At 39.0% G+C, this 14,059-nt stretch carries 13 protein-coding genes; 8 read left to right on the top strand and 5 right to left on the bottom strand.

Annotated elements, in window-relative coordinates; genetic code table 11:
• Positions 1-5: 5 nt before the first annotated feature.
• Positions 6-2,270 (bottom strand): Tex family protein, encoded by a 2,265-nt coding sequence (locus P2W72_RS10425; protein ID WP_276361893.1) that lies wholly within the window; start codon positions 2,268-2,270, stop codon positions 6-8.
• Positions 2,271-2,408: 138 nt separating this feature from the next.
• Between P2W72_RS10425 and P2W72_RS10420 the strand changes: the two genes are divergently transcribed.
• The 4 genes from P2W72_RS10420 (at position 2,409) to purE (ending at position 5,280) form a co-directional block, all read left to right on the top strand.
• Positions 2,409-2,990, top strand: a complete 582-nt coding sequence (locus tag P2W72_RS10420) for an NADH-quinone oxidoreductase subunit A (RefSeq protein WP_276361890.1) — start codon at positions 2,409-2,411, stop codon at positions 2,988-2,990.
• Positions 2,987-3,469, top strand: coding sequence for an NADH-quinone oxidoreductase subunit B (locus P2W72_RS10415; RefSeq protein ID WP_276361887.1), 483 nt, complete (start codon positions 2,987-2,989; stop codon positions 3,467-3,469). The genes P2W72_RS10420 and P2W72_RS10415 overlap by 4 nt, the downstream gene beginning before the upstream one ends.
• A 114-nt stretch (positions 3,470-3,583) precedes the next feature.
• Positions 3,584-4,723, top strand: coding sequence for a 5-(carboxyamino)imidazole ribonucleotide synthase (locus P2W72_RS10410; protein WP_276361884.1), 1,140 nt, complete (start codon positions 3,584-3,586; stop codon positions 4,721-4,723).
• A 44-nt stretch (positions 4,724-4,767) separates the two neighbouring features.
• Complete coding sequence (gene purE / locus P2W72_RS10405) at positions 4,768-5,280, top strand: 5-(carboxyamino)imidazole ribonucleotide mutase (protein WP_276361881.1); 513 nt, start codon at positions 4,768-4,770, stop codon at positions 5,278-5,280.
• A gap of 100 nt (positions 5,281-5,380) precedes the next feature.
• On the opposite strand, the gene P2W72_RS10400 is transcribed toward purE, so the two are convergent.
• Positions 5,381-5,944, bottom strand: a complete 564-nt coding sequence (locus P2W72_RS10400; protein ID WP_276361879.1) for a YqgE/AlgH family protein — start codon at positions 5,942-5,944, stop codon at positions 5,381-5,383.
• Between the two features lie 141 nt (positions 5,945-6,085).
• On the opposite strand from P2W72_RS10400, the gene pdxH reads away from it, so the two are divergent.
• Genes pdxH through P2W72_RS10385 form a run of 3 tightly spaced genes read left to right on the top strand, consistent with a single transcriptional unit; the run spans position 6,086 to position 8,452 of the window.
• Positions 6,086-6,739 (top strand): pyridoxamine 5'-phosphate oxidase, encoded by a 654-nt coding sequence (gene pdxH, locus P2W72_RS10395; RefSeq protein WP_276361876.1) that lies wholly within the window; start codon positions 6,086-6,088, stop codon positions 6,737-6,739.
• A 4-nt stretch (positions 6,740-6,743) separates the two neighbouring features.
• Positions 6,744-7,244, top strand: coding sequence for an NADH-quinone oxidoreductase subunit C (locus P2W72_RS10390; RefSeq protein WP_346429772.1), 501 nt, complete (start codon positions 6,744-6,746; stop codon positions 7,242-7,244).
• Positions 7,245-7,270: 26 nt separating this feature from the next.
• Entirely contained in the window at positions 7,271-8,452 is a 1,182-nt protein-coding gene (locus P2W72_RS10385) for an NADH-quinone oxidoreductase subunit D (protein WP_276361875.1), read from the top strand.
• A 33-nt stretch (positions 8,453-8,485) separates the two neighbouring features.
• Here P2W72_RS10385 and P2W72_RS10380 read toward each other — a convergent pair whose 3' ends face one another.
• Both P2W72_RS10380 and P2W72_RS10375 read right to left on the bottom strand, forming a co-directional pair.
• Positions 8,486-9,577: a serine protease gene (locus tag P2W72_RS10380; RefSeq protein ID WP_276361872.1), complete on the bottom strand. Its 1,092-nt coding sequence runs from the start codon at positions 9,575-9,577 to the stop codon at positions 8,486-8,488.
• Between the two features lie 10 nt (positions 9,578-9,587).
• Positions 9,588-10,154 carry a sigma-70 family RNA polymerase sigma factor gene (locus tag P2W72_RS10375; RefSeq protein ID WP_276361869.1) on the bottom strand — a complete coding sequence of 189 codons (567 nt, stop codon included), beginning with the start codon at positions 10,152-10,154 and terminating at the stop codon, positions 9,588-9,590.
• A 136-nt stretch (positions 10,155-10,290) separates the two neighbouring features.
• Here P2W72_RS10375 and P2W72_RS10370 point away from each other — a divergent pair, with 136 nt between their 5' ends.
• Positions 10,291-10,485 (top strand): hypothetical protein, encoded by a 195-nt coding sequence (locus P2W72_RS10370; RefSeq protein WP_276361866.1) that lies wholly within the window; start codon positions 10,291-10,293, stop codon positions 10,483-10,485.
• 152 nt (positions 10,486-10,637) lie between these two features.
• Here P2W72_RS10370 and P2W72_RS10365 read toward each other — a convergent pair whose 3' ends face one another.
• Entirely contained in the window at positions 10,638-14,021 is a 3,384-nt protein-coding gene (locus P2W72_RS10365) for an efflux RND transporter permease subunit (RefSeq protein WP_276361863.1), read from the bottom strand.
• Positions 14,022-14,059 lie beyond the last annotated feature (38 nt).

The following is a 14,059-nucleotide window of genomic DNA, read 5'->3' as shown; positions in this document are numbered from 1 at the left end:
AGATATCAGGAAAACCTGTTCTTTAAAGCAGCAAGTTTTATAGCTATATCTGTTTCTGGTGTCTGATTATCCTTTTCCGGTCGTTTCTGCTGATAATTAGTTGAAGGTTTCTGAACAGGTTTAGCTCTTTGTTCACGCTTTTCATCCGATTTCATGGACAAAGCGATACGCTTTCTCGCTACATCAACTTCGGTAACCCTTACCATCACTTTCTGACTTACCTTAACAACTTCATTGGGATCTTTGATAAATTTGTCAGACATCTGGCTAACATGTACCAAACCGTCCTGATGAACACCAATATCCACAAATGCACCAAATGCAGTAATATTCGTAATAATGCCGGGAAGGGTCATACCTACATGCAGATCATTAATTGAATTTATCCCTTCAGAAAAACTAAAAGCTTCAAACTGCTCACGCGGATCACGTCCGGGTTTAGCAAGCTCATCCATAATATCAGTCAGGGTAGGCAATCCAACAGTTTCACTTATATAATTCTGTAATTTAATCTTCTTTCTTAATTGCTCATCCCTCATCAGATCCTCCACCTTGCAATTGAGGTCTTTAGCCATTTGCTCAACAAGCTGATATCTTTCAGGATGCACCGCACTGCTGTCTAAAGGTTGTTCTGCATTCCTTATCCTGAGAAATCCGGCAGCTTGTTCAAAAGCTTTATCCCCTAAACGAGGAATTTTTTTCAGATCTGAACGTCGTTTAAATGCACCATTTTTATTGCGGTATTCCACAATATTTTGTGCCAGCTGCGGTCCCAACCCTGAGATATAGGCTAAAATCTGCTTCGAAGCAGTATTCAGTTCAACACCAATTGAGTTAACACAGCTGATCACAGTATCATCCAATGAGGCCTGAAGCTGATTCTGATCAACATCATGCTGATACTGTCCGACGCCGATAGATTTAGGGTCAATTTTCACCAGTTCTGCAAGTGGATCCATTAAACGTCTGCCGATAGATACGGCTCCCCTTACTGTAATATCTTTGTCCGGGAACTCTTCACGTGCTACTTCAGAAGCTGAATAAATGGAAGCACCGCTTTCATTTACCATAACTACAACAATGTCAGTTAATTGCAATCCACGAATAAAAGTTTCAGTTTCTCTTCCGGCAGTTCCGTTACCAATGGCAATGGCCTCAATTTTGCATTTCTCTACCAGAAATTTAACTGTTTTAGCTGCTTCTTCTGATGCATTATTTCCGTTATGCGGATAGATTGTTGTATTTTCAATGAGCTGTCCCTGATCATCCAGACAAACCACCTTACATCCGGTACGAAAACCCGGGTCGACAGCCATAATTCTTTTCTGTCCAACCGGGGCCGCCAAAAGCAACTGACGGGCATTATCAGCAAAAACACGGATTGCTTCAGTATCTGCTTGTTTCTTTGTCAGCAAGCGAATCTCAGTTTCCATTGATGGTTTGATCAATCTCTTGTATGAGTCTGCCGCAGCTTGTTTAACCTGCTCAGAACACTCATTCGAACCCTTAATAAACATCGATTCAGGGATCATCAGTGCATCTTCTTCAGGAACTTCAATATCAAGAGTGAGTATAATTTCTTTCTCTGCCCTGCGTAAAGCCAATATACGGTGCGAAGGAGCTGTTTTTACAGGCTCTGTCCAGTCAAAATAGTCTTTGTATTTCTGACCTTCTTCTTCTTTACCTTTAATCAATTTAGAATGAAAACTACCTTTATTAAGGAATAATTCGCGCATTCTTGCTCTTAGTTCAGGCTGCTCAGCAATAAATTCAGCAATAATATCCCTTGCTCCTGCCAATGCCTCTTCAATATCAGAAACACCTTTTTCTTCATCAATAAATTTGGAAGCTTCTGAATGAAGATCAATCCTGTTTTGTTCCAGAATAAGATCTGCAAGTCCCTGAAGACCTTTTTCACGGGCAACTGAAGCCTTTGTCTTCCTTTTAGGCTTGTAGGGCAGATAAATATCCTCAAGAATAGTCATTGTTTCAGCCTCATTTATTTGCTTTTCAAGCTCAGGAGTTAGTTTCTCCATCTCTTTCATCGATTTCAGTATAGCCTCTCTCCTTTTGTCGAGTTCATTAAGCTGCTGAATTCTGTCGCGAATAGCTGCTACCTGAACTTCATCCAGACTGCCGGTCATTTCCTTACGATATCTGGCAATAAAAGGAACTGTACCTCCTTCATCAAGCAGATTGATGGTCACTGTTACCTGTTTCTCAGTCAAAGAGAGTTCATCAGCTATCTTTCTATGTTTATTTAAGGTCATGTTAATTTTCCTGATTTGATTGCGAATTTGAGGCTATCTGTTCTCATTTCAAAAAAAGCTTATCCACAAATCACTAAAAAGCTGAAGGAAATAATCAATTTAATATAACTGATTGCTCAATTTGCTTAAATTTGATCAATGAATGATCCTTCACAGATAAGCGAATTCGGCAAAGTATTGATATACCTGATCATGGGTATCTTATTTGTGCTGTTTACCTATTTCATGGGAAGCCTTGCTGCATTAAAAAAACCAAACCCGGAGAAGTTAAGCTCGTACGAATGCGGAGAAGAGCCTAAAGGAAGTTCCTGGATACAGTTTAATTCAAGATTTTATGTTATTGCCCTTGTTTTTCTGCTTTTCGATGTAGAAATGGTGTTTATATTTCCCTGGGCAACAGTTTTTGCACAGGAAAGTTTACTGAATGCTGACCCGAGATGGGGATGGCTGAGTTTAGGAGAAATGTTCGTTTTCATCGTTATTTTGTTGATCGGACTGGTTTATATCTGGAAAAAAGGAGATCTGAACTGGATAAAACCTGATTTGGTACCCTCTAAATCTCCTTCCCGTATTCCGCTCTCGGCCTACGAGAATTTAAATTCAGCTCAGTATAAGATCAAAAAATTCAGCATGGATATAACTGTTCAGGAACCGGAGCAAATAGTAAGCCAGGCTCCCAGGCCTGCATTCAGACCTAAATTTAACCGTACCACAACATGAGTTTAGAATTAAAAGGTGAAAACGGAGCAGTTGTAGTAGTTAAAATTGATGATCTGCTGAATTGGGCCAGACTTTCTTCATTATGGCCGATGAGTTTCGGTATTGCCTGCTGCGCCATAGAAATGATGGGCTCAATGGCTTCGACTTATGACCTCGACAGATTCGGGGTGTTTCCCCGTCCCTCACCCAGACAGTCGGATGTGATCATTATTGCCGGCACGGTTACCTTTAAAATGGCAGAACGCATTAAACGCTTATATGAGCAAATGCCAGAACCTAAATACGTAATATCTATGGGTTCATGTTCAAACTGCGGTGGTCCCTACTGGCAGCATGGCTATCATGTGGTAAAAGGTGTAGATAAGATTATCCCTGTTGATGTTTATGTACAGGGATGTCCTCCGCGCCCTGAAGCACTGATTGGTGCTATACTGGAACTACAAAAAAAGATTCAACAGGAAAGCATTCTGAATAGCTAATAAACTTATTAGCAACAAGATATACAAATATCTTATCCTAAAAAACATGATCCTGTTTCAGATCATTGGGATATGAAATTGAATAATCTCAGAGATTTGGACTAAATTTGCCTTATGAAAGCATTTTACGGCGACCTGAAATTAGGTATACTCGGAGGCGGACAATTAGGACGCATGCTGATCCAGGAATCCATCAATTTCAATATTACCACATACGTTTTAGATCCTGATATTCATGCTCCGTGTAAAGATCTTTGCGAAAAATTTGTTCATGGTTCTTTAACAGATTATGAGGCTGTCTACAATTTCGGTAAAAAGGTTGATGTTCTGACCATAGAAATTGAGAAGGTCAATGTAGACGCGCTTGAGCAACTGGAAAAAGAAGGAGTAAAAGTCTTTCCGCAATCACGTGTAATCAGGCTGATACAGGATAAGGGAATACAAAAGCAGTTTTTCAAAGAAAATGATATCCATACTGCTTCATTCAGACTTTTTAAAAATAAGGAAGAACTGCTTGAAGCAAATTTACCTTTCCCCTATATTCAAAAGCTCAGAAGAGATGGATATGATGGTCGAGGTGTAAATGTGATCAAAAATGAGGCTGATCTTGAAAAAGCATTTACTGAACCCTGCCTGGTTGAAGAAATGATTCATTTCGAAAAGGAATTGTCGGTAATTGTTGCAAGAAACGAAGATGGTAAGGTCAGAACATTTCCATGCGTGGAGATGGAATTTAATCCGGAAGCAAATCTTGTGGAGTTTTTAATTTCTCCATCAACTTTAAGTGATGAAATTCTTCAAAAAGCTGATCAGTTAGCTATAAAAGTTGCTGAAGACCTTAAGATCGTTGGTATACTTGCGGTTGAATTATTCCTTACTCCTGAAGGTGATATTTTAGTAAATGAAATTGCTCCCCGTCCGCATAATAGCGGGCACCAAAGTATTGAAGGCAACTATACCTCGCAATATGAACAGATGCTGAGAGCCATTTTCAACTTACCTTTAGGCGATACCCGTACAATCAGTAATGCAGTGATGATCAATCTTTTAGGCGAAAAAGGATTTGAAGGAACGGCAGAGTATGAAGGACTAAATGATATTCTGGAAATTGACGGTGTTTATATCCACCTTTATGGCAAGAAGATAACCAAGCCTTTCCGCAAAATGGGACATATAACCATTATGGATGATGATCGGGAAAAAGCTATAGAAAAGGCAAGGTTTGTACAAAAAACAATTAAAGTCAAATCTTAGATAATTAATATAATTATCTATATATAAACTAATTAATACTAAAAATGAGCAATTCAAAATCATCAGCTAAAAATATTCAGGTAGGAATAATCATGGGCAGTAAATCAGATCTGAATGTGATGCAGGATGCTGCTGACATATTAAAAGATCTGGGTGTTGACTTTGAAATCACTGTAGTTTCTGCGCACCGTACGCCTGAAAGAATGTTTGAATATGCAAAATCAGCGGCAGGCAGAGGATTAAAAGTGATCATTGCAGGTGCCGGTGGTGCTGCTCATCTTCCGGGTATGGTTGCCTCAATTACTCAGATTCCGGTAATAGGTGTACCGGTAAAATCCTCGAATTCAATTGATGGCTGGGATTCGGTATTATCAATACTGCAAATGCCAAACGGAATTCCTGTGGCTACAGTAGCATTAAATGCGGCTAAAAATGCAGGTATTCTGGCCGCTCAGATATTAGGAACTGCCGATCAGAGTCTTTCTCAACGACTGCTTGATTACAAAGAGGAATTGAAGAATAAGGTACTTGAAAGTGCCAGAGAGATGGAAGATTAATTTCAGCTGAGATAACAAACCTTAAAACTAAATACTTAAGCATTCATCCTTATAATTTCAACGTACAACGTATAACGTACAACTCTTAAAATATACTCCCTCAATTCCATTGCGGATTTTCAGGAAAGTTGGCTATATGTGCATATCTGGGGCCAAGTCCTATTACAACCTCACGCCATAAGTTCTCTTCATCCTGCACAAAGACCACTTCCGGATTGAACTTATTGCTAACCAGCCATGAATTCTCTTCAATTTCCTGATCAAGCTGACCCTCAGACCAGCCTGAATATCCCATAAAGAATTTGATTTCGTCATGTCCGATTTCGTTGTTTTTAAGAAGAACTTTAAGGGTTTCAAAATTTCCTCCCCAATAAATACCATCCCTAAGTTCAGCTCCACTGTTCATTTTATCATAACAGCAATGAACAAAATGCAGACTGTCGTTCGCAACAGGGCCACCAATATAAACAGGGAAATCAAGCAGACTTATCCCTTCGATCAGATCATTGAGCAACAGGTTGCTGGGCTGATTCAACACAAAACCAACAGCGCCGGCAGTTTCATATTCTACCAGCAGTACTACTGACCTTTTAAAGTTTGGATCCAGCATAAATGGCTCTGAAACAAGCAGATTCCCACTTTTAGGTTTTACAGGACTTAACATATTCAATGGTTTGATAAGTTTATTGTCATACTAATTTACAAAATAAGGCTAATAATAATTGAAATGAGAGAATACAAGGTGCATTTGTTAAGTTTGCATTATAGATAACATCTGTTCCATTTTAGATTATAAAAACTCAGTATGTCAGTAAAGAAAGAAACAATAGAGAATCTTCGTCAGGAATACAGTTCTGAAAAACTATCCAAAAGAGACGTCGCAAAAGATCCTATCAAGCAATTTGGTAAATGGTTCAAAGAGGCAATGGATGCGGGCATTTATGAGCCGAATGCGATGACCCTTGCAACAACCAGCATTGACCGGAAGCCGAGCGCGCGTATTGTCTTATTAAAAGGATATGAAGACCGCGGTTTCTTGTTTTACAGTAATTATCTGAGTGCAAAAGGCAAGGAAATTGCCAAAAATCCGGTTGTTGCACTGGTCTTTCACTGGGCTGAACTCGGACGTCAGGTTCGTATTGAGGGAACTGTGGAGAAGCTTAGCAAAGAAGAATCTGAACGTTACTTTAACAGCAGACCAAAAGAAAGCCGTATTGGTGCGCTTGTTTCACCTCAAAGCCAGGTTATTGAAACCAAAGATGAACTTGAACAAAACTGGAAGGAAGCGGAATTGCGCTATGCAGATAAACCGATACCTAAGCCTGCACACTGGGGTGGTTACCTTGTAAAACCACAGGTTATTGAATTCTGGCAGGGACGCCCGAGCAGATTGCATGACAGAATTGTGTATAAAAAAGCAGATAAACAAAGCTGGAAAATAGTCCGTCTGGCACCCTGATTGCATGATGACTTTTGATGAAATAAAGACCCTCTTAACTGATAAGTTTGGTGCAGATGCAATTATGGATGCCGAAACTTCAGGCTTGCAGCCTGCAATACTGATCAATCCGGAAATGATTGTTAAAGTATGCGAAGAACTGAGGGACAATGAAAAAACCTGGTTTGATTTTCTTTCATGTCTGAGCGGTATAGACCATGGAATTGAGAGTAATAAATTCTCTGTTGTTTATCATCTTGCTTCTATTCCCTATAACCGGCAACTGGTTTTAAAAGTAGTTAAGGAGCATAGCAGAAATTCGGAGAACCTTCCTGTTTTTCATTCCGTTTCCGGAGTTTGGCATACCGCCGAATGGCACGAACGCGAAGCCTATGACCTTGTTGGAATCCGGTTTGAGGGACATCCTGATATGAGAAGAATACTCTTACCTGATGATTGGGAGGGTTATCCTCTGAGAAAAGACTACCAGGCAGCTGAAGAATATAAAGGAATAAAAATCAACTGAGCATTTACCCAACCATAATCCAAATCATGCAGGTAAACAAAACCAGATATGATCTTTTAACAGAGAATCTCCAGCCCGAAGAGATGATCATTAATATGGGGCCTCAGCATCCGTCTACACATGGCGTATTAAGGCTTGAGTTGATCACAGATGGTGAAATAGTTAAAGAGGTTATCCCCCATATGGGGTACCTCCACAGGTGCTTTGAAAAGCATTGCGAGAGTCTGAGCTATCAGCAGATTATCCCATTTGTCGACAGGATGGATTATCTGGCATCTATGAACAATGACCATGCTTATGTTATGGGAGTTGAGCGGATGTTAGGCATCGATAAGGATATTCCAAAACGAATTGAATATATCAGGGTTCTGGTTTGTGAGCTGAACAGAATTGCTTCACATCTTATTGCAATCGGAACCTATGGCATTGATATTGGCGCCTTTACTCCGTTTTTGTGGTGTTTCCGTGACCGGGAGCATATCATGAATATGCTGGAATGGGCCTCAGGATCAAGAATGCTTTATAACTATATCTGGATTGGTGGATTATTTTACGATCTGCCGATTGGCTTCGAAGAGAGATGCAGGGAATTCATCACTTATTTCAAGCCTAAACTGACCGAGCTTAACCAACTTTTAACCGATAACCAGATATTTATTTCAAGAACTGCAGGAGTTGGAGTTTTATCTCCGGATCTGGCCATCAGTTACGGCTGTTCAGGCCCCATGTTAAGAGGATCAGGAATTAAATGGGATCTCCGTCGTGCAGATGAGTATTCTGTATATCCTGAACTGGAGTTTGAAATTCAGGTTGGCAAGGGCGAAATGGGCAGCAAAGGCGATTGCTGGGATCGTTATAAAGTAAGGGTTGACGAGGTGGCAGAGTCTGTTCACATTATTGAACAGTGCCTGAACAGATTGATGAATGAGCTGAAAAGAAGTCCGGATTTTGATCCCAGAGCCAAAATGCCCAAAAAGATCATTCCCAAAGAACAGGATTTTTATATCCGCGCAGAAAATCCAAAAGGAGAACTGGGTTATTATTTTATCAGTGACGGGAAAACCGAAATTCCTAAACGTGTGAAGGCAAGAGCACCCAGTTTTAATAATCTTTCAGTACTGCCTGAAATAGGAAGAGGAGTTTTAATAGCTGACCTGATCGCAATTCTTGGATCAATAGATATTGTACTCGGAGAAGTAGACCGATAAAAAAAGGCCTTGAAATAATTTCAAGGCCTTTTTTTAATACACCTTAACCATATAAATGTAAGGTTCCAATTTCTTAAACTGATCTTTTCTGCTTAAACCGGAAAGACTGTTTCTCTTATTCAACACTAACTTATCATCCAGAGAATCCTGAGGTATAGCTTCAATTGACTTCAGAATATAAGTAGACTTTATTGCAAAAGCTGCACCATCAGCTAAAGCTTGTTTTCCATTAATGATTCCGATCACATTGCCCCTGTTATCCAGCAAAGGCCCTCCGCTATTACCCGGATTTACAGGAATTGAAACCTGATAAGCTACTGTATCTCCGGCATAACCGTTTCTTGAGCTAACATAACCTTTACCATAAACCTGCTCATCTCTCGGAAAACCTATTGTGAACACATCTTCGCCTACATCAGATGGAGATTTTTTAAAAGTATAAGGCAAAGTGCCCAGATTTTTAAATTCGGGATCATTGATCTGAAGAACAGCAAGATCATAGGCAGGATCAATATAAATCATTTTTACTTTAAATGCTTCTCCTTCAGAATTCTGAACATAAACAGAATCAGCACCCTGTATAACATGATAATTAGTTACTACATAACCATTTGATGAAAGTGCAAAACCCGTACCACCAAACTGCCCGGGATCAGCAGGGCCGTGTGAAGGTTTATCTTTGATATCTTTGATGAGTGCATTCTGTGAACGCTTAATACTGTTGATTTCCCTACGCATAAGACTAACATTGGTAGAGATAGTTTTAGAAAAATAACCGGTTGATAATAAGGTACCGGCAACGGCTATCAATGCAACTGAAGCCGCAATTGCCGTATTTATTCTGTATTTTTTCCACAATCTCCTCACAAGCGGAGCTTCTGGTGCAACCTCTTCCCTGAGGGCCTGTATATCCAGAGATTCGTGTATGGCATTCATTTCTGAAGTAAGCTTTAAACGCTTAGCATATTCAGAAAGTTGAAGAACCGTATTTGAATGCTCAACTACTTTAAGGTCAAAATCAGAATCCGATAGTCTCCTTTTTTCAAAGTCAACCATTTCGGAAGCAGATAATTCACCCCTAAGGTATGCATCAATCTGACTTAACAATTCAATATCACTATTCATCTTCTTAAAATTAGGTTTGAAAAAATAGCTTTTTCAAACGTTGCAGGCATTTATATTTTTGAGTTTTGGCATTATCCGCATTGGTATACCCAAACTTATCAGAGATCTCCTGCATTGATCTGTTATGTATATAATAGTCTTCTATAATCGTTTTACAAGGTTCGCCTAATTGCCGTAGTGCATATTCCATCAATTCAAATTGCCTGTCCTTTTCTTCATGACTTTCAAGATCTTCCTCAACAGGAATAAACTCTGAAAAATCTTCAACATTTCTGACCGTACGGCTTTGTGCATTTAAACGTTTAAGCCATAATCTGCGGCAAACAGAGTAAATGAAGGTTTTAAGCTTACTGTTTAACTCAAAATTTCCACTCTTAACCTTATTGTAAAGAACAATAACAGACTCCTGAAATATATCTTTTGCATCATCTTCGTTTCCGTTGTTGTTCAGTATAAGCTGAAGTACCATCGGGAAATAAGAAACATACAATCGATTCAGTACATCTTTTGAATCATTCAGTATCCCTAATACAATTTCACTATCTGCTGGAACTGAACTTTTTATCTCTTTTTTCACTATTAATACTTTTTATGCGGAATTGTAACCCAATGATAGGGAAAATATTTTTTTATTTTTTTTCAATTGGCAGGGTTACCTTTTTAATTTAGTGGTATTAAGTGTAAATTATTTAAATAAATTTAATCTCTAAACGATGAAAAATTCTTTCAAATTCGGTTTCTTAGCTTTAGCTATTTCTTTATCAGTTGCTGCTTGTAACTCAAACAAAACTGAAGAAGCTGCTGTTGACACTGCTGCTACTGAAGTAGCTGTTGATACTGCTGCTGTTGATTCAGCTGCTGTTGATACTGCTGCTGCTGCTGCTGATACTGCAGCTGCTGCTCACTAATTAACCCAAAAATTACAAAAAGCCTTTCCGAATTTCGGAAGGGCTTTTTTATTGCCTTCAATTTTCAAAAGACGATTAACTATTCTCTCCAACTGATTGTAAATAAAAGGGGCTCTTGGATAAGAACCCCTTTTATTTATGCTTTTATACTATTAAGCTTTTGGAGATTTTTTAAACCAGCCTTTAATTCTTCTTGAATTCGAATCGCCAATCAACAGCATACAAGGAACCAGAATCAATGTCAGGAAAGTTGCAAAACTTAATCCAAATATCATGGTCCATGATAGCGGTCCCCAGAAGGCCACATTATCCCCTCCGAAATAAAGATTAGCATCAAAGTCGCGGAACAGAGTTACAAAGTCCATATTTAATCCTACTGCCAAAGGAATAAGTCCGAGCATGGTAGCAGTAGCAGTCAGCAATACAGGAGTCATTCTGGTGCGTCCTGCTTCAATTATAGCATCTTTAATACTCATCCCCTGCTCTACCATCAGTTCGGTAAACTCAACAAGCAAAATACCATTTCTGACCACAATACCTGCCAAAGCAACAATACCAACACCCGACATTACAATTGACATTTCCATCCGGAAGATGGTTACCCCAAGCAAAACACCAATGATACTAAACAAGATCTCACTTAAAATGATAAGGGGTTTTGTAATAGAGTTAAACTGAGTAACCAAAATAATCAGGATCAGCCCCAGCGATACCAGCATTGCAGATCCCAGAAATACCATTGTTTCCTTTTGTTCTTCCTGCTCGCCGGCCATTTTCACTTCAACTCCTGCCGGAGCCTTAAACTGATTGATCTCATTTTGTATATTGGTAACTACTTCGTTTGGATTGTATTCACCCAATACGTTTGAGGAAAGAATAATAATTCTCTTTTCCTGCTTACGCTTAATTCCACCATAAGTATTTACATAATCTATAGAAGCAAAAGACGACAATGGTACCTGACGGATAATACCTCCCATGGCCATATCTCTGTAAGTAACCTTCATATTTCGCAATGCATCCAGATTGTTTTTCTGAGATTCATTTGCACGAAGATTAATTTCGTAATCCTCATTCGCATCACGGAATTTCGAAACTTCCTTCCCAAAGATAGCGGTACGAAGATCCATTCCAATTTGTCCGGATGATATACCCTCACGATTGGCTCGCTCGCGGTCAATATCAAAGATAATCTCAGGCTTATCGTTCTGAAAATCAGATTTTAATTCTTCAACACCGGCTATCTGCTTACTTTCAAGATACTGTTTCAGATTTTCGGAGACCTTTACAAGAGAATCAAGATTGTCTCCGGTGATTTCAATACTGATTGGCTTGGCAGTTGGCGGTCCTGACTGCTCTTGCGCAACAGTAATTTCTGCACTTGGAACTCCTTTAACCGCATCTCTTATCCTGTCAAGATACACAGAAGTTGGCTCACCTGTACGTTTTCCATATTCTACAAAAGCCACAGTAACCTTACCCATATTAGGGTATTGTCCCTGGTCTTCACTTTGCGGATCAGTTACCCCAACAGTAACATTGGAAAGAATAGAAGATACATCCTTATTATCTTTACCAACAACTTTGGTAACATCCGCCTCAACTTTCTTCATCACTTCATTGGTATATGCCTGATCTGTTCCTACGGGTAAATGAACATACACATAAACAAAATTGGGATCACCTTTTGGAAAGAAAACAATTTTTGGTGGAACTATACCTATTATAAACAGAGTCAGGAAAAATAATCCAACCGTTGACCACAACATAATTCTTGGCCTTTCAAGTGCCCATTTAAGTACATGCACATATTTAGTCTGAACATTTGGCCAGATATTAGTCTGGAAATTATAAATAGCACGACGAAGATAGAAGTGATTCAAAAGGTAAAGCAGAGTAATAAATATAACAAGATTACCTAAACCTTTATCTACCAGATAGGCCAGCAATGTGGCACCGGCAAAAATCAGCAAATCACGCTTTAAAGCCTTGTCAAATCGAGGTTTATCAGTTATATGTTCTTCCGGCTGCATGAAATCTACAGCAAATACAGGGTTAATAATATAAGCTACCAGCAATGAAGCAAGCAATGTGATAATCAGTGTCATTGGCAGGAAGAACATAAATTCACCAATTACTCCGGGCCAGAACAATAACGGAACGAATGGAGCCAACGTGGTTAATGTACCTGAAAGAACAGGCAAAAACACCTCTCCTGCAGCCATTTTAGCAGCCTTTTTAATCGGGACTTTACCATTATCAAATATCCTGTGCGTATTTTCTATAACTACAATCGCATCATCTACCACAATACCCAAACCCAGAAGGAATGAGAACAGCACCATCATATTCATTGTAAAATTAAATCCCATAATCCCGCCCAATGCAGGCATAGCCATAAAAGCAATAAACATTGATAATGGAACAGAAAGAGCAACAAACAAAGCATTTGTAATACCCATAAAAAACATCAGAATTATTGTTACCAGAATAAATCCAATGATAATCGTATTGATAAGATCATGAAGTGTAACCCTTGTTCTGCTCGACTGATCACCTGTAACAGTGATATTTAAATTTTTAGGTAAAGAGGTATCTTTCATCTCCTTAATTAATGCATTGATTTTGTCTGATGCATCAATCAGGTTTTCACCGCTTCTTTTCTTTACGTTGAGTGTAATTACGTTCTTTCCATACAAACGGGCATAACTTTCCTGCTCTTTGAAAGAATCTTTAACTTCAGCGATATCTCTCAGGTATACAGAAGATCCTGATGGTGTTTTAATAATCAGGTTGGATATCTCTTCTGCACTTGCAAACTCCTTTTTAACATTCAGAGTTCTTCTGACACCATCCATCTTAATTGTACCTCCTGAAATGGTCAGGTTTTCATAGCCTACAGCACGTTCTATATCACCGAATGATATTTGGGCAGCAGCCATTTTATTTAAATCAGCATTGATCTGAATTTCCTGTTCAAGTGCCCCAACAATATCCACGCCAGAAATTTCCTTCAAACTCTCTACCTGATCCTGAATCTCTTCAGCATAATGCTTCAGGCTTTTCAGATCATAGTCTCCTGAAATATTCAGATACATGATCGGAAGATCAGAAAGATTAATATCCATTACATTGGGTTCATTAGGAAGGTCGGAAGGAAGGTCTTGTCTGGCCTTATCTACAGCGTCCTTAACCCTTTGCTTGGCATCCTTTATATCAACATTGGTATTGAATTCAGCGGTAATTATTGAGAAATCCTGATAGGAATTTGAAGTTATCTTCTTCAACCCTGATGCCGATTTCAATTGTTTTTCAATCTGCTTGGTCACCAGATTCTCCATATTGGCCGGAGAAGTCCCGGGATAAACTGTCTGAACAAATATTTTTGGAATAATCACCTCCGGGAAATTCTCTTTCGGCAATCCAATATATGAGAAGTACCCTATTACTGAGATGATAACTGTAAGCACATAAATGGCTGTTCTGTTATCAATCGACCAGCTGGAGGGTTTAAATTCTTTATTAAATTCTTCCATCTTATTCTGTATTATGATGAGCTCTTAAATTGTAAAAC

It is taken from the genome of Daejeonella sp. H1SJ63 (genome assembly GCF_029360775.1).
In the GTDB taxonomy this organism is placed as follows: Bacteria; Bacteroidota; Bacteroidia; order Sphingobacteriales; family Sphingobacteriaceae; genus Daejeonella.
The sequence above is the reverse complement of the archived record's forward strand: the minus strand, read 5'-3'. Positions and strand labels throughout refer to the sequence as shown.

What these genes read in the sequence shown, in the direction of transcription:
- P2W72_RS10425 (WP_276361893.1), bottom strand. Translation starts at nt 2,270, where the DNA reads ATGACCTTAAATAAACATAGAAAGATAGCTGATGAACTCTCTTTGACT.
- P2W72_RS10420 (WP_276361890.1), top strand. Translation starts at nt 2,409, where the DNA reads ATGAATGATCCTTCACAGATAAGCGAATTCGGCAAAGTATTGATATAC.
- P2W72_RS10415 (WP_276361887.1), top strand. Translation starts at nt 2,987, where the DNA reads ATGAGTTTAGAATTAAAAGGTGAAAACGGAGCAGTTGTAGTAGTTAAA.
- P2W72_RS10410 (WP_276361884.1), top strand. Translation starts at nt 3,584, where the DNA reads ATGAAAGCATTTTACGGCGACCTGAAATTAGGTATACTCGGAGGCGGA.
- purE (WP_276361881.1), top strand. Translation starts at nt 4,768, where the DNA reads ATGAGCAATTCAAAATCATCAGCTAAAAATATTCAGGTAGGAATAATC.
- P2W72_RS10400 (WP_276361879.1), bottom strand. Translation starts at nt 5,944, where the DNA reads ATGTTAAGTCCTGTAAAACCTAAAAGTGGGAATCTGCTTGTTTCAGAG.
- pdxH (WP_276361876.1), top strand. Translation starts at nt 6,086, where the DNA reads ATGTCAGTAAAGAAAGAAACAATAGAGAATCTTCGTCAGGAATACAGT.
- P2W72_RS10390 (WP_346429772.1), top strand. Translation starts at nt 6,744, where the DNA reads ATGATGACTTTTGATGAAATAAAGACCCTCTTAACTGATAAGTTTGGT.
- P2W72_RS10385 (WP_276361875.1), top strand. Translation starts at nt 7,271, where the DNA reads ATGCAGGTAAACAAAACCAGATATGATCTTTTAACAGAGAATCTCCAG.
- P2W72_RS10380 (WP_276361872.1), bottom strand. Translation starts at nt 9,577, where the DNA reads ATGAATAGTGATATTGAATTGTTAAGTCAGATTGATGCATACCTTAGG.
- P2W72_RS10370 (WP_276361866.1), top strand. Translation starts at nt 10,291, where the DNA reads ATGAAAAATTCTTTCAAATTCGGTTTCTTAGCTTTAGCTATTTCTTTA.
- P2W72_RS10365 (WP_276361863.1), bottom strand. Translation starts at nt 14,021, where the DNA reads ATGGAAGAATTTAATAAAGAATTTAAACCCTCCAGCTGGTCGATTGAT.